This window comes from Geomicrobium halophilum, from assembly GCF_014207655.1.
Taxonomy (GTDB): domain Bacteria; phylum Bacillota; class Bacilli; order Bacillales; family Marinococcaceae; genus Geomicrobium; species Geomicrobium halophilum.
The window spans coordinates 953584-977542 of sequence record NZ_JACHHJ010000001.1 but is presented as its reverse complement, the minus strand read 5'-3'; the positions used below and the strand labels follow the sequence as shown (position 1 = coordinate 977542).

Below are 23959 nucleotides of genomic sequence, written 5' to 3'. Positions count from 1 at the left end.
AATACTCCTTATTTACGTGTTTTGTCAATAACTAAATCTGGTCGTAACTGCACTGCTTTTTCACGGAAGACATGTTGAATTTCTTCGGCAGTTTTTTCTGTGTTTACGGTCATCATCACTCGTATGCAGTTCGGCAAACTGTTGGGTACTGGAATTTCCGTGGCACACATCACCGGTACGACGGACCAGTCTCCCGAGAGCATCCGAGTGGCTTTCGCCGGAAATGCAGCATTAATATCAGTGGTAACTGTGAACCAGATATGAACGACTTGGTCAGGTACTACATCGTTTTGATCAATCATTTCTATCAATAATTGCTTCGCTCGTTCCCAAATATGTTCAGCTTCGTTTTGATCAATGGTGGTTGCTCCGCGAATTCCTCTCATTGACATGCAGTTCCTCCTTGAACGTATCCATACAAGTTAACAGATGTTCATCCTCAAGGGCTACGATCGTTGGTTTTTCAATCTCTGTAAGTACGACGTAGCGAATATTTCCCGCGCTTGTTTTCTTGTCTTTTTTCATCACTGACAGGATCTGTGATGGCTCCATGTTCTCTAATGCAGTAAATGAATAGCCGAGGCGCTGCAGCCACTTTATTTCCTCAAACGCGTCGGGACCATTGTATCCGAGTTTTTTTGCGACATACAGGGCAAACACCATTCCATTCACGACGGCTTCTCCATGCGTAAGAACACCATATCCAACCGTCTGTTCCAACGCATGAGCCAGTGTGTGCCCAAAATTCAAATAGGCACGAACATCCTTCTCTCTTTCATCTTGATTAACGATTTCCTTTTTGACAACAATCGATGACGCGAGAAGTGACTCTGGAATTGTCAATGACTCCGGTGAGAAATCTTCCATTCGTCTAATCTGCTTAATGAGAGTCTGATCTGCAATATACCCATGCTTAATTACCTCTCCAAGCCCTGACAGCCATTCCTTTCTTGAAAGACTGTCAAGCATACCCACATCATATAAGACAGCATCGGGTTGATGAAAGGCACCAATCATATTCTTTCCTTCGGGGTGATTAATACCGGTTTTTCCACCGACACTGCTGTCATGCGCCAGTAGCGTTGTTGGCATTTGAATTAATGAAATTCCACGCATATATGTAGCTGCCACAAAGCCGGCCAAATCCCCAACAACCCCGCCCCCAAGAGCAACAATCGCGCTGTTTCGATCAAGTCCGGCACGAAGGCATGCCGTCAATGCCTTTTCATAAATTGAAAATGATTTCGATTGTTCACCCGCAGGGATCGTAAACGTCTTCACAGTACACGCTTCACTAAATGAAGTTTGTACATCTTCTAAATATAGCGGGGCTACGTTTTCATCGGTAATGATGAACACACAATTTTTTTTCTGAAGCCACCCATTTGGTAAATATCGACAGGGGTCTTTGCGGAGGTGACGGCCAATCGTGATCGTATAAGAATAAGAGGAAGATTTGACCTTGACCGTTTTCATTAAAACTCCCTCGCTTCTGTACGGTGGCGCTCAACGGCTTCTTGAATACGGTCAAATCGGTCATGCCCAAACATATGAACGATCGCATTGGCGACCTCAAATGCAATGACATTTTCACAAACCACTGCGGCTGCAGGAACGGCGCAACTATCAGAACGCTCAATAGAGGCTGATACTGTTTCTTTGGATTCGATTTCTACACTCTCCAACGGTTTATAAAGGGTAGCAATTGGTTTCATTACCCCATTAATTTTGAGAGGCATGCCATTCGTCATCCCGCCCTCAAAACCGCCAAGACGATTGCTTTTCCGATAAAATCCTTTATTCGCATCCCATGTAATTTCGTCGTGAACCTGGCTGCCCGGCAGATTAGCAGCTTCGAATCCAATCCCCACTTCAACGCCTTTAAAAGCATTAATACTCATCACTGCACCAGCGAGTTTACCATCCAGCTTATGGTCATAGTGAACGTGGCTGCCCACACCGATAGGCATGCCTTCAACAACAACCTGTACGACACCACCAATGGAATCCCCATTTTTCTTCGCCTCATCAATCGCTTCCTTCATCTTCTCGCTAGCCGTTTCATCCACGCAACGAACATCAGATGCTTCTGCTCGTTCAATAAGGTCATGGACATCACGGTAATTAGCATTCGCCTTCACACCGCCGATATTTAGTACATGAACCCCAACGGTGATCCCTAACGATTTTAAAAGCTTTTTTGCTACACTGCCTGCCGCCACCCGCATCGTCGTTTCCCTTGCTGACGAACGCTCAAGTACATTTCGCATATCACGATGATTATACTTCACCGCTCCGTTTAAATCAGCATGGCCTGGACGTGGACGGGTAAGGGTCTTGTTACGAACACTTCTTTCATCTTCTGGATGCAAAGCATCAATACCCATGACTTTTGTCCAGTGTTTAAAATCATCATTGGTTACAGAAAGAGCAATAGGAGCCCCTGTTGTTAATCCGTGACGAACACCGCTTGTAATTTCAACGAGATCTTTTTCAATTTTCATACGTCTTCCGCGACCGTATCCGCCTTGACGGCGCTGAAGTTCATTATTTATATCAGAAGTCGATAACGATAGATGGGCTGGCACCCCTTCGATAATGGTTGTTAAACCGGGACCGTGAGATTCACCGGCAGTTAGATAACGCATACGGCTCCCCTCCAAAATACTTTTTATACTTTTTCCTTTATCGCTTTTATGCAGTAAATTGTATCATATATCATCTTTTCCGTGAAGATAAACGAATGTTTCACTTCTTCCGATTAAAATATGTCCTCATATTCAAAACGCTTGAATCATTTGTTTAGTAATGTCGACAAACAACTGCCACCAAAAGATATATGATAGATTTACCACCTATGGAAAAATGACCGACCATCCCTGGCCGGTCATTCTGGTTTAGAAAAACAAAGCAATTTCTCTTTCAGCACTTTCTGGTGAATCCGAACCATGAACGATATTTTGCCCAACGTTAACCGCATAGTCCCCACGGATTGACCCAGGAGCAGCATCCTTAGGATTCGTTGCACCCATCATTGTACGTGCATTCTCAATTACATTCTCACCTTCCCAAACCATTGCAAAAACAGGTCCAGAAGTGATGAAATCTACCAATTCGCCAAAAAATGGTTTATCGCTATGTTCCCCATAGTGGCTTTCTGCCGTTTCACGGGATATGGTCATCAATTTCGCGTCAGCTAACGTATATCCACGCTTTTCAAAACGTGAGACAATTTCTCCTACTAATTGGCGTTTTACGCCGTCTGGCTTAACCATAATAAATGTTTTTTCCATGATTTTTGCACTCCTCTTTTCGTCATTTCCTAATATTCTCAGGCGTTACCCGTTGTTAGTATATCATCCTTTGTCCACTTGTCGAAACTTAATTTCAAGGGAAAATGCAGTCGAATCTATACCTCAGCTTACATCTCAGCTCTTTTTGTCTTCTTCTTTGAACATGCACTTTCACGGAGTGGGTATATTAATAATGCCGCTCACCTATATACGCCGCGATTTCATAAAGGGAGCGACGAGCGGGAATATCAGGCAACGTTTCAAGCGTTTGATAGGCTTTTTTTAAATAACGGTCATTTATGGACTTTGCGTACTCAATACCACCGCTAGTGTTAATTGTTTCGAGCAATCGAGCTAGATGCTCTTGAGACGGAACTCTTCCATCGCTAAATGCAGCTTCTATTTCTCCCCTTAATTCCGGCCTTTGTTTCATAGCATAAAGAGCAGGAAGCGTGACGTTTCCCTGTAATAAATCACCCCCTGCAGGTTTTCCAAGATCCTCTTCAGAACCGGTAAAATCTAATATGTCATCCGTAATTTGAAAGGCCATTCCGACTTGATACCCGAAACGATAAAGAGCTTTTTGATGTTCACGGGGAACACCAGCTGCTTGAGCTCCCATTTCACAACTACAAGCGATGAGAACGGCCGTTTTCCTCTTAATCCGCCTCAAATACGTTTTTATATTCTGTTCCCATTGGTATTGAAAACGAATTTGCTCAATTTCACCAACCACCATTTCATGAATCGCCCGTGACATTGTTTCGTGAATCGCTGGATCATCAAAGTAAGCAACAGTACCAATCGCCTTTGCCAACATATAATCACCCGTGTACATGGCAACCCGGTTATCCCACTTTGCTTTAATGGTTAGCTTGCCACGCCGCATTTCAGAGTTATCAATCACATCATCATGAACGAGTGATGCCATATGTATAATCTCCAGAGTGACACCAATGTGTTTGAGCTTTTGAATATCATAGTCTCCAAATTTCGCCCCAAGCAGCACAAAAACAGGACGGATGCGTTTTCCACCTGCTTGAAGCAGCTGCAAAGTCGCTTCTTGAAGCACAGGATGTGCATCTGAAACGGTATTCTGCATTTCCTTTTCGATTTGGTGAATGTCCCCTCGTAAATACATGTAAAGGTCCGTTAACTTCATGACCGGTCCTTTCCCTTCAATTTATGGAGTATATGTCTGCGCCAATATCCCAGATATTTAACTGATCGACGCGTGTATCTAAATATCCTTCTTCATAGGCGAGCTGATAAAAATACAGAAGCCCCTGTTGTTCTTTTGTATTAAACTGGTACCGCAAATTCCGAAAGTACGCTTGCCAAAAGATGCTGTCCCCGCCATGGTCTTCAACAACGGTACGCGCAAGTTGATTGTATCCGTTCGCACGTGCACGCTCTTCACTCTTCTTCCAGTCATGGTGAAGCTCTTTTAATGCTTGGGGTTCCTCATCAAGCGCCTGTTTGCGTATAGCAAAAACAGCAAATGTCATCGGCAGCCTTGTGAAATGATACCATCTTTCTCCTAAATCATAAATGTACATGTTATCTCGTTCGCGCCAACGTGCTTGGATCGCATCATCACCAATGAGCAGGCAGGCATCATGCTCCTTCAGCATTTCCTGATACACGGGTGCCATTGTTGTATACTCAATATTCAAGTGACCATAAAAACGACGGAGAATAATCTTCAAAAGATGAATAGACGTCGCAGAACTATGGGTGAGCGCAATTTTTTTGCCATCCAAGTGTTCAATCGGTATCTTCGAAAACAGAAAAATCGACCCAACAGAACCTTGAGAAGCAACAGCTAAATCAGGCATCAGAATATAATCTTCGTGATTTTTTCCGTAGGCAAAAGATGAAATTGCTCCAACGTCAATGTCCCCATTTGCCATAGCTGAATTTAACCGTGCAGGAATGCTTGGGATGAAACGGCTATGTGCACTTAATTTCTCCCGATCAATGTAGAAAAAGAAGGGGTGGACATTGGTATACAAAATCTCACCGATTCGAACCATCTAATCATCTCCCCAGCGTGTAAATAGCTCATGATCGACCTCCAATCGATCTAATATTTTACCGACAACAAAATCCACGAGATCGTCCATGGTTTTTGGCATGTGATAAAAACCGGGCATCGCCGGAATAATAATGGCGCCTGCTTCCGATACCGTCTTCATATTACCAAGATGAATGGAATGTAGCGGCGTCTCTCGAGGAACAATCAGTAATTTTCGTCCTTCTTTCAAAGCAACATCAGCACTTCGTTCCAACAAGCTGCCAGAATTACCGTTCGCGATTTTTGATAATGTCCCCATTGAACAAGGGACGATAATCATCCCATCATTGCGATATGAACCGCTTGCTACCGGCGCGGAAAAATTTCGCAATCCGTGAATATGCAAATCTCCCTCCGGAAATAAATACCGTAAACAGGCCTCTTGATCTGTTGTATCCAGTTGAAGCTCCTGCTCAAAAACTTGCCAGGCTGCTCCTGACATCAAGAAATGAACTTTCACCCCACGTTTTAATAAAGCCTGTACCAGCCGAACACCATATACCGCACCGCTTGCACCTGTCATAGCTACCGTATAAACGAGTTGATTTTTCCTCATATAATAAAATCCCCAATCGTAAATACGAGCATAACCATACTTACAATTCCATTCATCGGAAAGAAAGCGACGTTTACTTTTGATAGATCATTTGCAGAAACAAGGGAATGTTCATAGATCATAATCACTGCTGATATACATGCCCCGATAAAATAGATAAGACCTAATTCAGAGACGAAAAAGAGCGTAAAAAGCGAGATAACGCTAACAATATGACTGCCTCTTGCTACCTGCAAAGCTCTCGCGATTCCAAAGCGGGCAGGGATTGAATACAACCCTACGTTGCTATCATATTCAGCATCCTGGGTTGCATAAATAATATCAAAGCCCGAGGTCCAAAACATAACAACAAGAAAAAGGAGAAATGCTTCCGGCTGCAAACCGCCGGTTGCGCCTACCCACCCGCCTAAGGGGGCAATCGCAATTGTCATCCCTAAAATGAAATGGCAAAGCCATGTAAACCTTTTCGTATACGAATATATGACGAGAAAGAAAACCGCAACCGGGAGTAAATAAACAGCTAGCATGTTCAACTGAAACGCGGCTAGAAACAGCAAGGCAAAAGACAATATAATAAAAATCGTGATTTCGGCGTATGTAATCAATCCAGCAGGTATGGCGCGCTCAGCTGTACGGGGATTACGCTTATCAATGGCAGCATCAATGAGTCGGTTCAAACTCATTGCTGCACTTCTTGCCCCAAACATGGCAACTGTAATCCAAATCCACTGGGAAAGCGTAGGCCAGGTTCCATTGATTTCAAAACTGCCAAGAATCATACCTAAAAAAGCAAAAGGCAACGCAAAAATAGTGTGTTCAAACTTTATCATTTCCATGATGATTCGAATTTTACGTATCACAGCATTCCCCTCCCTGCACCTTCACTCGGTTTAAACCCCCAATGGCCTGCGGCCGCTCCGCCGGCATAACTACAATAACCGACCCTTTCGAATCCCGCAACTTCGAACCAGTGAGCAAGCTTTCGTTTGTTCGGGAACATAACTGTAGATTCATTCAACCACCGGTATTTATCACTTTTAGCAAACCATTGCCCAAGCCTAGGCATGACATGTTGAAAATAGAGATGATATACAGGTTTAAATAACACGTTTTCCGGCTGAGAGGTTTCTAAGCAGAGTGCTTGTCCACCTGGTTTAAGCACACGTATCATCTCTTCAAGTGTACAGTGGGGATCAGGAACGTTTCTAAGCCCAAACCCAATCGTTACAACATCAAACGAATGGTCCTCAAAAGGTAATGCATTCGCATTTCCTTGTATCAATTGTACATTGTTTAATCCAGCGTTCTTGATTTTTTCACGTCCAACTTCAAGCATTCGCTCGCTAAAATCAAGTCCGACCGCACTTCCCTCCTGAATTTGCTTTGCATTGGCGATTGTCCAATCAGCAGTACCTGCACAAACATCTAATACATTCGCATGACGGGTTAAATTCGTTCGCTTCATCATGTCTTTCCGCCAGCGATTATGCATGTTAAAGCTGATCACGCCATTCATACGATCATAATGGCTTGAAATCGATTCAAACACTTCGTGGACGCGCTTTTCTTTTCTAGTATTCATTCGGCTTCACCCTTTTTATACTGCTTTCTTACTCATCGATAACGGTTTTTAGACGTTCCATGAGTGGAGCAGGGAGTGTGCCTTTCACTTCATTTAAAATATCCTGCAACTCTACCTGTTTTTTCTTAATGAGCTGGCGTAAATGATCGGCTAGGAGTTGTTTCTCTTCCTCCGGAGATTTATCCAAAGGTTCATTCGCTAACATCGGGGATAGCACGGCCGATCCCCAACTTTCCTGACCACTCTCCATCGAAAATAATATAGACCTTATTCGCCTTAACGTCAAAAACACAGAAGCGATTCGCTGTATGAGGGATTGCTGATAAAAGGCAGCAAGGTTAGTAATGAGCATCGATTCCATCTCAGCTACTAATTGTTCCAACTCTTCAATAGTGTTCCAATCACGATTATGTAATCGCACTTTCGCGTTATTCATCGTCTGAATGGATTCGCTAAACACACGCATAAGCGGAATATCCGCCATTTTCGTCAGCCTTTTATAGTATAAACTGCTATATAAATCCCCCGCCAGAACCGTAAGTTGTTCTTGTTTGCCATCATAGCTCTGGTCATTATGTAAAGGAATATATTGATGAGTGGTAAGTGCCGCATCAACGAGCAAAGCAGAAGTTACCCGTTCCAATTGCTCGGTTTCATCAAGCTTCGGTGTCCGGAGTGCATGAATCAAAAAAACCGTCTTATCTTCATCAAACTTTGGTTTACTTACGTATTTAGCCAGAAATCGATGACGAATAATTTCATTAAATTGATCCACGACCCATTCGAGTTGTTTTCGTTCTGTAGTCACACTCTCCATACTTGTTCCCCCCGAACTTGAAAAGGGATCATCTTGTCCATTATAGCATATATCACCTCTAACTTCGAAAAACACGAGTGATAGATATTTCTTGAATACAGCGATATTGTTCTTAGCTATAGGTTAAGACGATCCCAATTCTTCATGAACCTTCTGTTTTAATTTCGCCATGACTCGTTTGAATCGTCGCTTTTCCGCGGACCTTAACAGCAGAGGTGTGCTCAGTAAATTGGGCAATCATGATTTCGCCCTCATCAAGCTTTTCAGAATGATGAAAACGTGTGGTATCTCCCCTCGTAAGTCCAATGACATTCACACCTTGTTCCTCGGCTTTGATCACAAAGAAATCATTTTCACGCACGAATGGATCCCCTCCCTTATTGAATTAAAGACAATACTTCTGCCCGCGATGCAGCATCGTGTTCAAAGACGCCACGTACAGCTGATGTTACTGTCGTGCTTCCCGGTTTCTGAATCCCGCGCATGGTCATACACATATGTTCAGCTTCAACCACGACGATCACACCATGCGGATTGAGCGTCTCGACGAGTGCATTGGCGACACTTGATGTAATCCTTTCCTGAAGCTGTGGCTTTCGTGAGATCGTTTCTACTACGCGCGCCAGCTTACTGAGACCTGTAACGATCCCGTTTCTTGGAATATAACCGATATGTGCTTTCCCAAAAAAAGGAAGAAGGTGATGCTCGCACATGGAATAAAACGTAATATCCTTAACAAGAACAAGTTCCTCATGCTCTTCGCCGAAAATCGTTTGTAAATGGGTTTCTGGATTTTCATTCAGTCCGCTAAATACTTCCTCGTACATTCTCGCGACTCGGGCGGGCGTATCCTGGACGCCTTCACGATCTGGGTCATCGCCTATCGCTTCAAGCAATTGACGAACTGCGGATTGTATTTTATCATGATCTAGTTTAGTCACTAGTTGAACCCCCTGTCCAGCTATATGAATCGCTAGAAATTTTAGCACAGCGCCTGCTGAAAAGCAATGTATGAGCACTCTTATCTAGTGTAACATCTAAAGTCTAAATGAAGTTGAATATACACTTAGAATTACTTTTATACCTCAGGAAGATGTATCCTTCAAGCACCGAAGCTTAGGGACTTACCCACTTTGAAGCACATGCTGAAATAAAAAACGAACCCCCGAATAACGGAGGCTCGCAATTAAAGAATAATTGCAATTAATCCACCTGAACCTTCATTGATAATACGCTCAAGGGTTTCTTTTAATTTATAGCGTGCATTCTCAGGCATGAGCGAGATCTTCGCCTGAATCCCTTCCCGAACAATGGAACTTAAAGACCTTCCAAATATATCCGAATTCCAAATGGAAAGAGGATTTTCCTCAAAATCTTGCATGAGATAACGCACGAGTTCTTCGCTTTGCTTCTCCGTACCAATAATCGGGGCGAATTCAGATTCAACATCGACTTTGACCATATGAACCGAGGGAGCGACAGCCCGAAGTCGGACGCCAAAACGTGATCCTTGTCGAATGATCTCTGGTTCATCTAAGCTCATATCCTCTAACGCAGGGGCAGCAATCCCGTATCCCGTTTGTTTCACCATTGTTAAGGCATCGGATACTTGGTCATATTCTCTTTTTGCGTGAGCAAAATCCTGCATTAATTGCAGAAGATGATCTTTACCGCGTATATCAACGCCGACAACTTCTTTAAGAATTCGATCATACAGGTCATCAGGGGCATACAAATCGATATCCGCGACCCCTTGCCCCATTTCTATTCCGGCAAGTGAAGCCGAGTCAATAAAATCAAAATCTTGGCCAAATTGACCCACGACTCGATCAACATCACGGAGTCTTTTGATATCTTTTACCGTGTTTTTTACTGATTGTTCATATTCATTACGAAGCCAGTGATTATCCCTTAAAACCATCACCCAACTCGGCAGGTTGACGTTTACTTCATGAACTGGGAATTCAAACAGAACTTCTCTTAGTACGCGATGAATATCTTGTTCAGTCATACTTTCTACACTTAACGGGATTACAGGAACGTCATGGGTTTCCTCAATACTGCTTCGAAGAGCTTGCGTATCCGGGTGGTGAGGACGAACGGAGTTTACAATGACGATAAAAGGTTTGCCGACCTCTTTTAACTCTTCAATCACCCGTTCTTCTGCCTCCACATATTCCTCGCGCGGGAGTTCCCCAATCGTACCATCTGAAGTTACCACCACCCCTAAAGTCGAATGTTCCTGAATCACCTTCCGGGTACCGATTTCAGCAGCTTCCTGAAATGGAATCGGCTCTTCATACCATGGGGTATTAATCATGCGGGGCCCATGTTCATCTTCATATCCTTTCGCTCCGGACACGGCATAACCGACACAATCTACAAGCCTTACGTTCACATCTAGCCCTTCATCAACGTTGAGCTCTACTGCATGATTAGGTACAAATTTGGGTTCAGTGGTCATGATTTGTTTCCCGGCAGCACTTTGTGGTAGTTCATCCTTTGTCCGGATTCGACTGGTTTCATCGTCCATATGGGGGATAACAGCTAGTTCCATAAACTTTTTAATAAACGTTGACTTCCCCGTACGTACAGCGCCGACAACGCCTAAGTAAATATCCCCTCCTGTGCGTTCCGCGATATCTTTAAAGATATCCACTTTTTCCACGAGATCCCCTCCGTTCTATAATTGACGCTATCGTTACATTTGAGTGTGATCGCTACAGCGTATGATGTTGTCCATATTTTTATGACGCTTTCCATGAGAAAAACCTAGCTTATAGCCAAGATATAATGGCATAAGCGTAGTTAATTCCTTTCATTACAGATTATCAGCGGTCATACAAAAACCCCTTTCTCTCTATATATAGATAGAAAAAAAGAGGTTTAGAACTATTCTCTTACATCTGTAAAGGCCGGTTCTCCGTTTTCAATCGTATAAGGCCTTGATAAAACAGGAACAACGACAAATTCATCGGTTAAGATCGAGCGGATATCCTCTTCGTCCTCGATATTCGGATTCACCTCTTGAAGGATCCGATTTAAATCACTGCTGTAATCAATTATCACTTGTCCAGTCTCATCAAGGAACAACGGTAAGCTCGTGGCATAATAAGGGCTCTCAACCGTAGGCTGATCCTCATATCCCAAGCGTTCGTAATCTATTGAAAATACACCGGGGCCTACCATATCATCAATCGGGGGAAATTCATTCGAACGTTTATATTCTCGGATATCACGTTCAAAATCCCGCGCTTCCTGCAAAATGGTTGCATCTATAACACGTACTTCCGGGTCTTCTTCAACGTTAATCAATGTATAGTAATATTCGCCGCCATTTTCAAACGCACTTGAAGGCGCTTCTTGCATAAATCCGGGAATCAATTCCTGAAAATCTACCTGGTAACGTTCGTAAAGATTGGTATGCTCGTCAAAATCCTGAATCGGCGGAACTCCGTATTGCTGTTGATATTCATCAACAGCTGTTTGCACAGATTGCAGCTGTTCCGAATGAGGATGCCCTCCGGGGTCTGTACCCGAATCTTGGGGGTAAAGACAACCTGTTAGTACGATCAATAAAAAACCAGTGGTTAAACATAGCCTCAGGCTTCGTAGCAAATCCAACACCTCTCAAGCTCGTCCTCCTTTAATCCATGACAACACCTCATCCAACTGATTTTATAAATCAGCTCTTGGACCTGGCACAACGACAAACAACACAATAAGGCCTGCAACCACTAAACAGGTAAATGAAAATGAAAGTACTATAAACCTTATAAATCCCGACAATTTCTCACGGCCAAATAATGCCGTAATGGCCGAGACAAACATCAGGAATATGCCCAAAAAAGAAAGCCACATCATATCAAGTGCACTCACCATTTACCCTCCTTCTAAACACCCTTCATTATAGCATAGCATGTACGCATGAAGGAATATTGAGAACGGAGAACCCTAGGAAAAATCACGTTAAAACCGGAGGTGAAAACCTCCGGTGACTAAACCTTTCTTCCAAAAATAAGGTGGTACCTTTCTTGGATCTGGCTCTCCATATTCTATGCGTCACTTAGCCGTAACGCGCTGGCGATAGCCTAGCTTGCAGCAACTATTCTCGGAATAGGTTGCTTAATGATGCAAAATCAAGGGGGATTTGATTGTTAGTTATAGAATGTACTAACTGTTCTTCCTTTTCTCTTGAGACATGGACACCTGCCATTTGGGCCACATCATAAATAAGCTGACGAACGGTTTCCTCATCCTGGAAGTTTGCACCCTCCGCTGAATTAGCAAGATCCTGCAAGTCTTCCTGATTGACATTTGCCTTCTTTTGAATATGATCGAAGATTGAATCATTATAGCTCATCATTTTTCACCCTTTCAAATCTGTGCTCACATGTATTCTATGACTGATCAGAAAAGATGTGCCTTTTAGAGAAGCAAGAGAGCTTTTATTCCTTAAGTATATATCAAAGAAAGCTGAGAATAGGGGCAAAGCCCTTCGAACCTCGGAACCCAAACGAATCATTATTCAGATATAGATAACAGTAAGCAAGAATCCTTCAGAAGGTATCTGTCAGAACAGTTTTTGAATTTAATCCTTTTTCTGTACTTTTGTGAAGTTGAGTTGTTCAGCTTCGTGCTTACGAACACGCCCCATTAGGTATTCTGCTGCTTGAAGGGGCGATTGTCCATTAAAAAGTACGTCATATATGGCCATTGTAATCGGTACTTCAATGCCCTCTTTTTTCGCCAACTGGGCAACAGCTTGCGTCGTTTTCACACCTTCAACGACCATCCCCATTTGTTCAAGTACCTCAGTAAGTGGAATGCCTTGACCTAGTTGATAACCTGCACGCCAGTTTCGACTATGCTCACTCGTACAGGTAACAATCAAATCTCCTAAACCTGATAAACCCGCAAATGTTAGCGGGTCAGCTCCTAGTTTCGTACCTAAACGCGTCATTTCCGCCAGACCTCTTGTCATAATAGCCGCACGGGCGTTATCTCCATACCCTAATCCCTCGGTTAATCCCACCCCGAGCGCCATCACATTTTTTAAAGAGCCCCCTAGTTCCACCCCGACAATATCCTGGCTCGTATACACACGGAACTTTTCGTTCATAAACAATACCTGCGCACGATCACAAGCCTCCCTACTCAGGGAGGATACCGTTACGGTCGTTGGCTGCCTCCTGGCTACTTCTTCGGCGTGGCTAGGGCCTGATAATGCCACGACATCTGATGTAAAATTGTAGACATTTTCCTCTTCCATCATTTCTGAAATGCGCAGGAGCGTATCTGGTTCAATTCCTTTTGTCGCATGAATAACGAGTGGAATGTGGACATCAGACTGAGCCAACAGCTGTACTGTTTCTCGAATGCTGGAGGTCGGTACGCTTATGAGTAGCGCATCACATCCCTCGACAGCCTGATGCAAACGGTTCGTCACGGTGATGTTATCAGGTAAACGGATATCACTCAAATAATGCTCATTCGTTTTCTCTTCATTCATTTCCCTTGCTTGAGCTTCTCGGCGTGCCCAAATGGTTACGTCATGTCCGTTATCTGCCAAAACGATTGAAAGTGCCGTCCCCCAACTTCCCGCACCAAGAACTGCTAGTTTTTTTCTCTCCATAAGCCAGCTCCTTTGGATATTAATCTTTTTGCCCTAATTTACTTTCATTACCTTGGATCAACCTTTTTATATTCGTACGATGTCGCCAGAGAGACATTCCTCCAACCACGCATGCTAAATAAAAATAAGGCCACGGATGACCATAATGATCTAATGTTAATAAGACAAGAAAAGGGGTTGTAATTGCAAAAATAAGGGATCCTAACGATACAAAGCGAGTAATCGCAACAGTTAAAATCGCAACAATACCAATGTAGATTGCTGGGAAAAAGATTAAAGCTCCGATGACACCAGCTGTGGTCGCGACCCCTTTTCCACCCCGGAACCGGTAATAGATGGGCCAATTGTGCCCGAAAATTGCCAATAAACCACTGATAGCTGGAGCCCAGCCTGGATATCCTTCGAATAGAGCAAGACCTGTACCCATAAACATTGATTCCGACCAAAAACCAAACCATACAGCTATGACCCCTTTGAGGCTGTCTAAAGCCAGGACAACAATCGCAGGGCCTTTACCTAAAACCCTTAACGTATTTGTTGCCCCTGCATTACCGCTTCCATGTTGACGGATATCAATCTTTTTCACTTTTTTTGTGATCACATAACTGAAACTGATCGACCCAAGTAGGTAGGCTAACAAGCCAGCAATAAGTACATCCATCGGTTTCTCCTCTCCCCAAAGTCTGAAACGATGATCAGCTCAGCAAATTTTCATTCATTCTTTCTACGGGCAATCACCTTCAAAGGTGATCCTTCTAATGAAAAAGCTTCTCTTAATTTATTTTCTAAATATCTGCGATATGAAAAATGGAGAAGCTCTGGATCGTTTACAAACACGACAAATGTTGGTGGAGCCACCGCTACTTGTGTTGCATAATTAATGCGCAATCGTTTCATCCCAGACGCTGTAGGTGTAGGATTCATCGCTACGGCATCCATAATTACATCGTTAATTACATGCGTCGGCATTCGCATTTGATGGTTGTCTGATACAAGTTTTACAACAGGGAGCACCTTTTGAACCCGTTGTTTTGTTTTAGCAGATACAAAGATAATCGGCGCGTAGGCAATAAAACTGAACTCCTCACGGATGCGTTCTGTAAATTCGTTCATTGTACGATCGTCTTTTTCTACAGCATCCCACTTGTTCACAACAATGACCACACCACGGCCTGACTCATGGGCATAGCCGGCAACTTTTTTATCCTGTTCAATGATGCCTTCTTCTCCATCAAGAACGACAAGGACGACATTCGCTCGTTCAAGCGCCCTCATCGCCCGTAACACGCTATACTTCTCCGTGTTTTCGTAGATTTTTCCCCGTTTTCTCATACCAGCCGTGTCGACAATACGATATTTTTGTTTATCGCTCACAAAGCTCGTGTCAATAGCATCACGTGTCGTTCCTGCCCGTTCACTTACAATCACCCGTTCTTCCCCGAGTATGGAGTTGACCAATGAAGATTTTCCGACGTTCGGACGCCCAACTACAGCAAAGTGAATCGTATCCGGTTCAATTTCATCCCAAGCATCAGAAGGAAAATGATTAAAAACTTCATCCAGAAGATCACCAGTCCCACGTCCGTGAGAACCAGAAATCGGAAAAGGTTGACCAAACCCTAACGAATAAAAATCATAAATTTGCTCTTCCATTTCTAAGTTATCCACTTTGTTTACGCCAACAATTACTGGTTTATTAGAGCGTAACAAAATTTTCGAAACGTCTTCATCAGCAGCCGTTAATCCATCCCGGCCATTCACGATTAAAATAATCACATCCGCTTCTTCAATCGCGATTTCAGCTTGAACCCTCATCTGTTCGCTTAATGGTTCATCACCGATCATAATTCCGCCCGTGTCTATAACATTAAACATATGGTTCAACCATTCTGCCTCGCCATATATGCGATCGCGCGTTACACCAGGGATATCTTCTACAATGGCAATACGCTCACCGACAAAGCGATTAAAAATCGTTGATTTTCCTACATTTGGGCGGCCAACAATGGCAACAACTGGCTTCGACATGTGGTATACATGCCCCCTATCTGTTCAATCTATGTATGTATTAACATATATGGGAAGCCTTCGAAAAAAGGCCTCCTCATTATAATGAAAGTCTCCCGGTTGTTCGCTTGTAACGAGTGGCTCCATACGCATTCGCCCATTTCTTCGTTGCTTGCTCCAATGTTTGCCATAACAAGATCAGAACCATCGCAGCAGCCAAAACATTATAAAATAAAGCATCGCCCACGTACAGCCCACCTGTTAATGGTAAAATAGTGATGGCCGCTAGCACTTCGCCAAAACTACATGCCAGCAGAACAAGCGGATAACGGCTTTCGGTATGACGATGTATGAAAACAGTCACAAATGCAATCACAATTACAGGAACCCATATATCACCAAGTAAAAAGATAACTGGACTATACCAGACCATCAGCTGGAAGCTCGCATACAAAAACGTGAGTGCAATAACTGACAGAGCCATGCTCCACTTTCGCTTCATTCGGAACGAACCTGTCCAAACACAAGCCAAAAATAAAACAAACCCGTAAGCCAACGAGATTTCAAAACCATCCCCGTTTAAAGTGATCGGCGCACCTATGACGATTAGCAATATGGTTACTGCAAGTGATACTTGACGAACCGTTTTCTGCCATAAGAATGTAACCACAACCCAAAGCATCCAAGCAAACCAGAAAAATAATAAATAATCCATACGAACCCTCCTGCCTATTCTTCAACAGTATAGACAAGAACATTCATACTTACACAAACGTATGAGCGGAAAACAATCGGCGAATCGCAGGATTCGCCGATTGTTCATACTCCTTAATTGCGATATTTATCTAACTGATCCCCAATCATATCTCCAAGGGAGAACCCGGAGTGATCTTCTTCAGGAGCTTCATATTCTCGCTGTACTTTGTTTTCGGGTGTAGCCTCATCTTCAAGTTCACGAATGCTCAAGGAAATTCTTTGTTCAGATGGATTGATATCAAGTACCTTAACTTGCACCGCTTGTCCTTCTTCAAGTACTTCATCAGGGGTGCCAATATGACGGTTTGCAATTTGTGAAATATGAACGAGTCCTTCAACGCCAGGGGCAACCTCGACAAAAGCGCCAAAGGATACAAGTCTTTTTACTTGCCCATCGATGACATCTCCTGGCTGAAATTGACCTTCAATCACGGTCCAAGGCCCTGGAAGTGTATCTTTAATTGATAATGAAACACGCTCATTCTCAGAATCAACCGCGAGGATTTTCACGTTGATTTCTTCACCTTCTTTTACAATTTCGCCCGGTGATTCAACACGATGATGAGCCATTTGCGAAATGTGCACAAGGCCATCCACTCCGCCCACATCCACAAAGGCACCAAACGAAGTTAACCGTTGAACAGTCCCCAATACCTCAGAACCTACTTCAAGGTTTTCGAGGACTTCTTTTTTCTTGTGTTCCGCTTCTTCATCAAGAACGGCACGTCTTGAAAGAATCAACTTGTTATCCTCAGGGTCGATTTCAACAATTTTTAATTCCAATTGTTTCCCTTTATAGTCCGAGAAGTCTTCAACAAAATGCTGCTCAACGAGGGAAGCCGGAATGAAACCGCGTACACCTACATCGACGACAAGTCCCCCTTTAACGACTTCAGCAACTTCTGCCTCGATTAAGCTTCCTGATTCAAATGTTTCCTGTAACGACTGCCAAGCTTTTTCGGCGCGCGCACCACGAAGTGAGAGAACGAGCTCATCATCCTCAACTTTAATCACTTTCAGCTCCACTTCGTCACCTTCGTTTAATACATCGCTTACCTTTTCTACATGCAGACTTGATAGTTCACTTATCGGAATAATTCCGTCTACTTTGTAACCAGCGTCTACAAACGCTTGCTTTTCCTCTACTTTCGTCACTTTTCCACTGACGATATCATCAACATGGAATTCTTTGACATTGGCCATTTCGTTATTCATATCTTCAACCATTGCCCATTTTCCTCCTTACCCTTCTGGAACATTACTCAATTTTTTATACAAAACTCTTTCAACAAATGATGAAAGAATGTTGTTAACGATTGTTCTCTTCCACATCATCCCGGAGCATGCGAATATGGGTCATAATGTGATCCGTTACCTCTTGAGATGATGCTTTCTCATTTCTCAAGTCATCCAACGGGACCGGCGGCCCATAGAAGGCTGTGACCCTACGAAAAGGTTTATATTTCCCTTTGATATAAGCAGGAATAACAGTCGCACTACTTTTCAATGCAAAATACCCTGCCCCAGCGAGTCCATCCTCAATTTCTTCTGTTTTACTACGGTTTCCTTCCGGAAATAACAGCAATACTTCGTTGTCACGAAGTATTTGGGTACCTTTCCGTAAAGCGCCGCGATCACCGGTTCCTCGTTTAACAGGAAAAGCTCCCAACTTTGTAATTAAAGGACCAAACCATTTGGAGGTAAACAATTCCTCCTTTGCCATAAATCGCAACGGACGCTTAATGTAAGAACCGAGTAACGGTGGGTCAAAATTGCTTTTGTGATTGCTGCAAATAATGACGGGCCCATTTGCCGGTATATGTTCTTTTCCCTCTATCTTAGCGAAAAAAACCATCGATAATACAATGCGGCAGATAAATTGACCGATCCTGTATATCATTGCCCTTTTTTCTCCTTTTCCCGTGCGAGGTGACAAATATGGGCAACTGCCTCTTCAATTGTCAGGTTTGTTGTATCCAGGGGGAAAGCATCCTTTGCTTGTGTGAGCGGTGCAATCTGCCGTGTACTGTCAAGGTGATCTCTTCTTGTAATCTCTTCTTTAATCACGTCAATATCGGAGGGCCGATGGTTTTCAAGATTTTCCAAGTATCTTCGCCTCGATCTTTCATCAACAGATGCATACAGATATATTTTCAACTCAGCCTCCGGTAATACGAAGGTACCAATATCCCTGCCGTCGAGAACAACCCCTTTTTCCTTTGCTAGCTGCTGTTGCCTTGTCACCATCTCTTTTCTAATCTTTTCATGGGCGGATATTGCAGAAACTTTTTCAGTCACCGCCTGAGACCGTATTCCCTCTCCGAGCGGTCCTCCATTGACACTCAATTTTACCCCTTTTTCGCCCTCATTGACAAGCGAAAATTCTATATTCGTTAATAATTGGAGAAGGGCTTCTTCATCGTGTTCAGGAATTCCTTCTCTTAATGCACGAAATGTAAGAAAGCGATACATTGCGCCCGTATCGAGATATAAATAAAATAATTGTTCTGCTGCTTTTCTTGCGACCGTACTCTTTCCTGAACCTGCTGGTCCATCAATGGCGATGTTGATCTTGTGCATATTACACCCCGTATGTAGAAACTGGTATGGATATGTCAGGGCAACCCGAACACTGCTTAAAGCTTACCATAATAAGGTGTACAAGACAAACGTTCAAAGACCATTAGTCAAAAAAAGAAAAATGAATCTTGTTTTTAGGAAAATTTGTAAAAACGTTTTTTGCTCGCAAAGAATGGCTATGGTTTGCTCCATACTTTATAAAAAGAAAAAGCCAGCGAACAGGGTCACTATTCACTGGCTTTAATTCACATTGTATGATAGATGGGTTCTGCCTCTTGCATACGCTTTACTTCTTCCTCTGTACCATCTTCTGCATTGATATAGAGGCGATACGTGTCATTGTTCATCGTTCCATACAGTTCATAGGTCAAGACTTCATCGCCGTTTTGATTTTCAATGACAGCCATATGATCTTCTCTTACTTCTAAGTTTTCGTGTACCTCATCAAGCGCCTCCTCAAGATCTATTTCTGGCTCTAGGTCATGCCGCTCGCGGTGATTAGCTATATAGTCAGACCCTTTATAGCCAATGATATCGCCGTCATCAAGAGCAACCTCCATGACCACAGCGTCAGGGTATAAACGAACATCGTTAGCGGTAGGAGCAAACTGAAAGGTGCCAACCGAGTTGTATTGTTTACTATCAACGAGTTGCAGATCTTCAAATCCTTTATCTTCTAGAAAATCTGCCGCAATATCGGAAGCTTCATTTAAACTGACGTTAACTTCATCCGATATGGGGCGATCCTGTAAAGCCCAAATTGGCAGCCCGCCTTTTTCGGTCATATTCAATCTGTACTTGCTTTCCCCGTCATTATCGTCAACCATAATTTGATAACCCTCATATGGTAACCCTTCGCCCAATCGATCAACTTCTACATCTGCTTCATCCGAGAGGTTAAGAAAATCCTTCGCCTTTTCGACAACTTCCTCCTCATCCAAAGCTGTTTCATCATCCACTACACTTGCGATACGATCTTCTACATCCTCGGGAAAACCGGTGTCATCATTCCAGTTGTTCTCGGAAAATCCTTTTGCCTTTTCATCAATTCCCTGCAGGCCATCGATCGCTGTCCCTTCACCAGGATCCGTGTTACTGACAAGTTCAGCCTCAATATCTGTCCAACGAATATCTTCAGATTGCATCTTTGCTTGAACAGTACGCAAATCCTGAGAGATCTCGCCTGCTTGCTCATAAAATGTTTCCAGCTGTTCATACTCTTCATCCGTTAACGGTTCATCAGCTCGATCTCGTATGGCCACATCGTGGGTGAACTCGGCAACATTTGATAAATATTGTTCTGTCTCCCTAATGGGAACGATCCCAAGGGGGAGGTGCCCCATTTCACTATGAGCCATTGAAGAAATACGCCACACCTCAGCTAAAGAACCTGTCATATTGGTTAATCCGTTCGTTGCTAAAGATGCGCCTAATTCATCTTGCATATGGTCTAAATGAAAGGCTAATTGGTTAAACGACCTTTGATAATTATTTTCGTTATTGATCGCCAACTGTTCTTGATCGAAACCCTCTTGTTCTTGGTTAAAACCTTCACCTTGTTGACCCAAATTCTCCTTTTCCTGGTGTTCATTGTATGCAAATACAGCCGTGCCTATCAACGCAACCGACAGTACTGCAATGATAATCGACCGAATCATCGAATCACCTCCTAGTTAATCTGCAAATAAATGTTTTCCAATTTCTGTATGAACATCACGAGAGAATATCCATTCAGAAGTAGCTGTTACCGGGTTGTAATAATAAATGGCTCCATTCGACGGATCTTGACCATTAATAGCATCAAGAACTGCCTCTCGTGATTCCTCATCAGGTTCCAAATAGATCTGTCCATCCGCCACAGCTGTAAAAGCTCTTGGTTCGAAAATGACTTCGTTGGCGGTATCAGGAAACTCTGCGTCCTCAGTACGATTAATAATAACCGCCGCTACCGCCACTTTCCCCTCATAAGGTTCTCCTCTAGCTTCACCATGAACTGCGTTTGCCATAATTTGAATGTCGTTATCTGAATAGCCATCAGGGGTATTCATTGCTTTTTGTACATTTGGTTCATTCCCTTGTTCATCATCGGGAACTTCTTCTCCTGTATCCGGCTGTTCACCCTCTTGAGGAGCCTCTTCTTGTGCTTGCTCGGGATCTGCTTCTGGTTGTTCACCTTCGGGTGGTGCTGGTTCGGCAGGTTGTTGTTCCTCACCATCTTGTCCTCTTTCCTGCCCTTCTTCATCAGCACTTCCTTTTGGACCTTTTTGCTGCTCTTTCGGTGTGTCTCCGTAATGCGTAAACTCACGGGCATTTTCTAATGCGTCCTGTACGTGCTCCTGATCGTACTCCGTCGTTTGTTCAAGTTTTTCTTTCATCTCTGAACCAACCAACCCATCAACTTCCATCCCAAATTCTTCCTGATACTCACGGGCTCCCCAATAGGTCCCCCATCCGAATACGCCATCAATCGTATTATCAAAATAACCAATATATTGAAGCCTAGCCTGTAGTTCAACAACATCATCGCCTGTGGCACCTTGTTGGATCACTTGATCACTAAAGGCTTCACCACTCTGAGTGGCAAACCCAAGAACGCCACACGATACGATAGTGGCAGTAAATAAGTATCGGATGCCACTTCTCATTTGCCCTACCTCCTTTTTTCTAACTCGTTTTGAAAGGAATGTCTTTCATTGCCTTTATTTTTAGATGAAAACGAGAATTTATACGTAAAAAACTAAAAAGTCTACCCTTTTTTAGGGTAGACCGGTATGAAAAAAGCAAATAACTTGTGTTATTAAGAGGTGAAGGACTTTTTAGTATTGTAAACAAGGGCATCATTCGTTAATGATACCGTAATATGATAGCGTAAAAAGGGAGTAATGAGATACAAACGACCAAAAAGATCTAAGCTCGCTTCTTGTAATTCTTTCGCAATAGCGATCCCCTCTTCTTCTCCCTTTTGGACATCATTCCCACAAGCTGCCATTTTCGCCAATACTTGATCGGTAAGTTGTATACCCGGAACTTCATTATGAAGAAATTCAGCATTCCTCCCATTAATAAGAGGCATAATACCTACGTAAATCGGGATATCCAAATGGTTAGTTGCTTCCCTCAACCTCTCCAATGTCCCAACATCGTAAATCGGCTGTGTCATTACAAAATCTGCTCCTGCTACAATTTTTTTCTCTAAACGTTTTACCGCTTTTTCCATTGAACTAACATTTGGGTTAAATGCTGCTCCGACGGTAAATTGAGTTTGTAATCCTAGTGGACGCCCGGAATGGCTGAAACCTTCATTCATCGTCTTAATTAATCTGATCAAATCAAAAGAGGTCAAATCATACACGGACGTCGCTCCTGGAAAATCGCCTACCTTGGTTGGATCACCTGTAATCGCGAGGATGTCTCGCATCCCTAAAGCATGCAGACCGAGAAGGTGGGATTGCATCCCAATTAAATTACGATCACGACAAGCAATGTGCAAAAGCGGGTGCGCCCCCGACTGTTGCTTAATCATTGTGGCAGAAGCTAGATTATCCACCCGCGAAGTAGCAAGGGAGTTATCCGCAAGCGTGACCGCATCAACCCCTGCATCATGAAGTGCTTGGGACCCTTTTAAAAATTTGTCCATTTTTGTTAGCGATTTCGGAGGGTCAAGCTCTACGATAACGGATGGATCTGTTTTATCCAGGCTAATGGTATGCCCGATTTCCGCTTCCTGCTGTTGTTGGACATTAGAAACTTTCGCATGTGTTTTTCGTTTGGGAGACTTGTTTTTCAGCGCTTCCTTAAAGGAACGAATATGGTCAGGCGTTGTTCCGCAACAACCGCCTAACAACTGTACACCCTGCTCTTGAAACGCTTCTGCTTTATTTTTAAAATAATCCGGATTCGATTGATAGACAAGTCGGCCATCCTGAATGCCTGGTAAGCTTGCATTCGGATATGCGGAGAGAAAGGCGCCTTCGGGTAGAGCAACTTCCTCCAGTGATGCAATGGTCTGTGCGGGCCCCATCCGGCAATTGATACCAACGACATCAGCCCCTTCGTTTAAAAGCCGCACAAGTGCATGATTAATCGGTATGCCTCCATGCAATATACCTACATCTCCAAGAGAAACATTACTGACGACTGGCATTTCAGGAGATAGTCGCTTAATGATCCTTAACGCCTGCACAAGTTCTTGGAGATCATAATACGTTTCCAAAAGGATTGCGTCGGGATCTTCTGACAAAAGCGCTTCTGCTTGCTTTTCTGTAGCAGCCTTTACTTCATCATTGCTAAATTGGGTGGCTCTTCCATCCCTGATTCCCCCGATGGTACCCGCTACATGCACATTTTCTCCAACCGCAGCCTGTTTAGCCATCTGCATTCCGCGGCGATTAATTGTCGTTACTTCCTGCTCTAATCCATAACGTTCGAGCTTAAGCGCATTCGCTGCATATGTGTTCGACTGTATAAAATCTGCACCCGCTTTGATGTACTCTTTATGAGCAGCAATTACCTTGTCCTCCGCATATAGATTAGCATGCTCAATCGATCCTGTTATATCCCGAGCATACAAAAGGGTACCAATCGCTCCATCAGCAATTAAAATATCATTCTTAATCCTTTCTAGGAAGTTCACCCTCATCTCTCCTTTCCTTACTT

General features: G+C 43.4%; 26 protein-coding genes. All 26 read right to left on the bottom strand.

Features of this window, described 5'->3' with window-relative positions; genetic code table 11:
* Positions 1-8 precede the first annotated feature (8 nt).
* Entirely contained in the window at positions 9-392 is a 384-nt protein-coding gene (gene aroH, locus HNR44_RS04890; protein WP_184402968.1) for a chorismate mutase, read from the bottom strand.
* Complete coding sequence (gene aroB / locus HNR44_RS04885; RefSeq protein WP_184402967.1) at positions 355-1476, bottom strand: 3-dehydroquinate synthase; 1122 nt, start codon at positions 1474-1476, stop codon at positions 355-357. The genes aroH and aroB overlap by 38 nt, the downstream gene beginning before the upstream one ends.
* The gene (gene aroC, locus HNR44_RS04880) at positions 1476-2648 is read right to left on the bottom strand and encodes a chorismate synthase (protein WP_184402966.1); all 1173 of its coding nucleotides are present in this window, start codon (positions 2646-2648) and stop codon (positions 1476-1478) included. Before aroC ends, aroB begins: the two co-directional genes overlap by 1 nt.
* Before the next feature lie 249 nt (positions 2649-2897).
* Positions 2898-3293 carry a nucleoside-diphosphate kinase gene (ndk, locus tag HNR44_RS04875; RefSeq protein ID WP_184402965.1) on the bottom strand — a complete coding sequence of 132 codons (396 nt, stop codon included), beginning with the start codon at positions 3291-3293 and terminating at the stop codon, positions 2898-2900.
* A gap of 187 nt (positions 3294-3480) precedes the next feature.
* A complete protein-coding gene (gene hepT / locus HNR44_RS04870) occupies positions 3481-4455 on the bottom strand; it encodes a heptaprenyl diphosphate synthase component II (protein WP_184402964.1) in 975 nt (324 codons plus the stop codon).
* 16 nt (positions 4456-4471) lie between these two features.
* Positions 4472-5329 carry a menaquinone biosynthesis protein gene (locus HNR44_RS04865; protein WP_184402963.1) on the bottom strand — a complete coding sequence of 286 codons (858 nt, stop codon included), beginning with the start codon at positions 5327-5329 and terminating at the stop codon, positions 4472-4474.
* Entirely contained in the window at positions 5330-5926 is a 597-nt protein-coding gene (locus HNR44_RS04860) for a UbiX family flavin prenyltransferase (RefSeq protein ID WP_184402962.1), read from the bottom strand.
* Positions 5923-6786: a UbiA-like polyprenyltransferase gene (locus tag HNR44_RS04855; RefSeq protein ID WP_343069361.1), complete on the bottom strand. Its 864-nt coding sequence runs from the start codon at positions 6784-6786 to the stop codon at positions 5923-5925. Before HNR44_RS04855 ends, HNR44_RS04860 begins: the two co-directional genes overlap by 4 nt.
* A complete protein-coding gene (locus HNR44_RS04850; RefSeq protein ID WP_184402961.1) occupies positions 6783-7508 on the bottom strand; it encodes a demethylmenaquinone methyltransferase in 726 nt (241 codons plus the stop codon). The genes HNR44_RS04855 and HNR44_RS04850 overlap by 4 nt, the downstream gene beginning before the upstream one ends.
* 28 nt (positions 7509-7536) lie before the next feature.
* Entirely contained in the window at positions 7537-8325 is a 789-nt protein-coding gene (locus tag HNR44_RS04845; protein WP_184402960.1) for a heptaprenyl diphosphate synthase component 1, read from the bottom strand.
* Between the two features lie 142 nt (positions 8326-8467).
* On the bottom strand, positions 8468-8686 hold the full coding sequence (gene mtrB, locus HNR44_RS04840; RefSeq protein ID WP_184402959.1) for a trp RNA-binding attenuation protein MtrB: 219 nt from the start codon (positions 8684-8686) through the stop codon (positions 8468-8470).
* A gap of 16 nt (positions 8687-8702) precedes the next feature.
* On the bottom strand, positions 8703-9266 hold the full coding sequence (gene folE, locus HNR44_RS04835; protein WP_184402958.1) for a GTP cyclohydrolase I FolE: 564 nt from the start codon (positions 9264-9266) through the stop codon (positions 8703-8705).
* 245 nt (positions 9267-9511) lie between these two features.
* Positions 9512-10993, bottom strand: coding sequence for a stage IV sporulation protein A (spoIVA, locus tag HNR44_RS04830; RefSeq protein ID WP_184402957.1), 1482 nt, complete (start codon positions 10991-10993; stop codon positions 9512-9514).
* 224 nt (positions 10994-11217) lie between these two features.
* On the bottom strand, positions 11218-11952 hold the full coding sequence (locus HNR44_RS04825) for a hypothetical protein (protein WP_184402956.1): 735 nt from the start codon (positions 11950-11952) through the stop codon (positions 11218-11220).
* Between the two features lie 51 nt (positions 11953-12003).
* Positions 12004-12207 carry a DUF2768 domain-containing protein gene (locus HNR44_RS04820; protein ID WP_184402955.1) on the bottom strand — a complete coding sequence of 68 codons (204 nt, stop codon included), beginning with the start codon at positions 12205-12207 and terminating at the stop codon, positions 12004-12006.
* A 223-nt stretch (positions 12208-12430) separates the two neighbouring features.
* Entirely contained in the window at positions 12431-12691 is a 261-nt protein-coding gene (locus HNR44_RS04815; RefSeq protein ID WP_246406983.1) for a stage VI sporulation protein F, read from the bottom strand.
* A 225-nt stretch (positions 12692-12916) separates the two neighbouring features.
* Positions 12917-13960 (bottom strand): NAD(P)H-dependent glycerol-3-phosphate dehydrogenase, encoded by a 1044-nt coding sequence (locus tag HNR44_RS04810; RefSeq protein ID WP_184402954.1) that lies wholly within the window; start codon positions 13958-13960, stop codon positions 12917-12919.
* Positions 13961-13979: 19 nt separating this feature from the next.
* A complete protein-coding gene (plsY, locus tag HNR44_RS04805; RefSeq protein ID WP_184402953.1) occupies positions 13980-14621 on the bottom strand; it encodes a glycerol-3-phosphate 1-O-acyltransferase PlsY in 642 nt (213 codons plus the stop codon).
* A 50-nt stretch (positions 14622-14671) separates the two neighbouring features.
* A complete protein-coding gene (gene der / locus HNR44_RS04800; RefSeq protein WP_184402952.1) occupies positions 14672-15988 on the bottom strand; it encodes a ribosome biogenesis GTPase Der in 1317 nt (438 codons plus the stop codon).
* A 79-nt stretch (positions 15989-16067) separates the two neighbouring features.
* Positions 16068-16682, bottom strand: a complete 615-nt coding sequence (locus tag HNR44_RS04795) for a YphA family membrane protein (protein ID WP_184402951.1) — start codon at positions 16680-16682, stop codon at positions 16068-16070.
* A 113-nt stretch (positions 16683-16795) separates the two neighbouring features.
* Entirely contained in the window at positions 16796-17950 is a 1155-nt protein-coding gene (rpsA, locus tag HNR44_RS04790; protein ID WP_184402950.1) for a 30S ribosomal protein S1, read from the bottom strand.
* A gap of 82 nt (positions 17951-18032) precedes the next feature.
* Positions 18033-18623, bottom strand: coding sequence for a lysophospholipid acyltransferase family protein (locus HNR44_RS04785; protein WP_184402949.1), 591 nt, complete (start codon positions 18621-18623; stop codon positions 18033-18035).
* Positions 18620-19303 carry a (d)CMP kinase gene (gene cmk / locus HNR44_RS04780; protein ID WP_184402948.1) on the bottom strand — a complete coding sequence of 228 codons (684 nt, stop codon included), beginning with the start codon at positions 19301-19303 and terminating at the stop codon, positions 18620-18622. The genes HNR44_RS04785 and cmk overlap by 4 nt, the downstream gene beginning before the upstream one ends.
* 245 nt (positions 19304-19548) lie before the next feature.
* Positions 19549-20961, bottom strand: a complete 1413-nt coding sequence (gene ypeB / locus HNR44_RS04775) for a germination protein YpeB (protein ID WP_184402947.1) — start codon at positions 20959-20961, stop codon at positions 19549-19551.
* 15 nt (positions 20962-20976) lie between these two features.
* Entirely contained in the window at positions 20977-21948 is a 972-nt protein-coding gene (gene sleB, locus HNR44_RS04770; RefSeq protein ID WP_184402946.1) for a spore cortex-lytic enzyme, read from the bottom strand.
* A 152-nt stretch (positions 21949-22100) separates the two neighbouring features.
* Entirely contained in the window at positions 22101-23936 is a 1836-nt protein-coding gene (locus HNR44_RS04765; protein WP_184402945.1) for a bifunctional homocysteine S-methyltransferase/methylenetetrahydrofolate reductase, read from the bottom strand.
* Positions 23937-23959 lie beyond the last annotated feature (23 nt).

Excerpts from the sequence above, each read along its gene's own strand:
- HNR44_RS04850 (WP_184402961.1), bottom strand. The coding sequence starts at position 7,508 with ATGAATACTAGAAAAGAAAAGCGCGTCCACGAAGTGTTTGAATCGATT.
- HNR44_RS04785 (WP_184402949.1), bottom strand. The coding sequence starts at position 18,623 with ATGATATACAGGATCGGTCAATTTATCTGCCGCATTGTATTATCGATG.
- hepT (WP_184402964.1), bottom strand. The coding sequence starts at position 4,455 with ATGAAGTTAACGGACCTTTACATGTATTTACGAGGGGACATTCACCAA.
- der (WP_184402952.1), bottom strand. The coding sequence starts at position 15,988 with ATGTCGAAGCCAGTTGTTGCCATTGTTGGCCGCCCAAATGTAGGAAAA.
- HNR44_RS04820 (WP_184402955.1), bottom strand. The coding sequence starts at position 12,207 with ATGGTGAGTGCACTTGATATGATGTGGCTTTCTTTTTTGGGCATATTC.
- rpsA (WP_184402950.1), bottom strand. The coding sequence starts at position 17,950 with ATGGTTGAAGATATGAATAACGAAATGGCCAATGTCAAAGAATTCCAT.
- plsY (WP_184402953.1), bottom strand. The coding sequence starts at position 14,621 with ATGGATGTACTTATTGCTGGCTTGTTAGCCTACCTACTTGGGTCGATC.
- aroC (WP_184402966.1), bottom strand. The coding sequence starts at position 2,648 with ATGCGTTATCTAACTGCCGGTGAATCTCACGGTCCCGGTTTAACAACC.
- ypeB (WP_184402947.1), bottom strand. The coding sequence starts at position 20,961 with ATGATTCGGTCGATTATCATTGCAGTACTGTCGGTTGCGTTGATAGGC.
- HNR44_RS04810 (WP_184402954.1), bottom strand. The coding sequence starts at position 13,960 with ATGGAGAGAAAAAAACTAGCAGTTCTTGGTGCGGGAAGTTGGGGGACG.
- sleB (WP_184402946.1), bottom strand. The coding sequence starts at position 21,948 with ATGAGAAGTGGCATCCGATACTTATTTACTGCCACTATCGTATCGTGT.
- aroH (WP_184402968.1), bottom strand. The coding sequence starts at position 392 with ATGTCAATGAGAGGAATTCGCGGAGCAACCACCATTGATCAAAACGAA.
- HNR44_RS04845 (WP_184402960.1), bottom strand. The coding sequence starts at position 8,325 with ATGGAGAGTGTGACTACAGAACGAAAACAACTCGAATGGGTCGTGGAT.
- HNR44_RS04860 (WP_184402962.1), bottom strand. The coding sequence starts at position 5,926 with ATGAGGAAAAATCAACTCGTTTATACGGTAGCTATGACAGGTGCAAGC.
- HNR44_RS04865 (WP_184402963.1), bottom strand. The coding sequence starts at position 5,329 with ATGGTTCGAATCGGTGAGATTTTGTATACCAATGTCCACCCCTTCTTT.
- HNR44_RS04795 (WP_184402951.1), bottom strand. The coding sequence starts at position 16,682 with ATGGATTATTTATTATTTTTCTGGTTTGCTTGGATGCTTTGGGTTGTG.
- HNR44_RS04815 (WP_246406983.1), bottom strand. The coding sequence starts at position 12,691 with ATGATGAGCTATAATGATTCAATCTTCGATCATATTCAAAAGAAGGCA.
- aroB (WP_184402967.1), bottom strand. The coding sequence starts at position 1,476 with ATGAAAACGGTCAAGGTCAAATCTTCCTCTTATTCTTATACGATCACG.
- ndk (WP_184402965.1), bottom strand. The coding sequence starts at position 3,293 with ATGGAAAAAACATTTATTATGGTTAAGCCAGACGGCGTAAAACGCCAA.
- cmk (WP_184402948.1), bottom strand. The coding sequence starts at position 19,303 with ATGCACAAGATCAACATCGCCATTGATGGACCAGCAGGTTCAGGAAAG.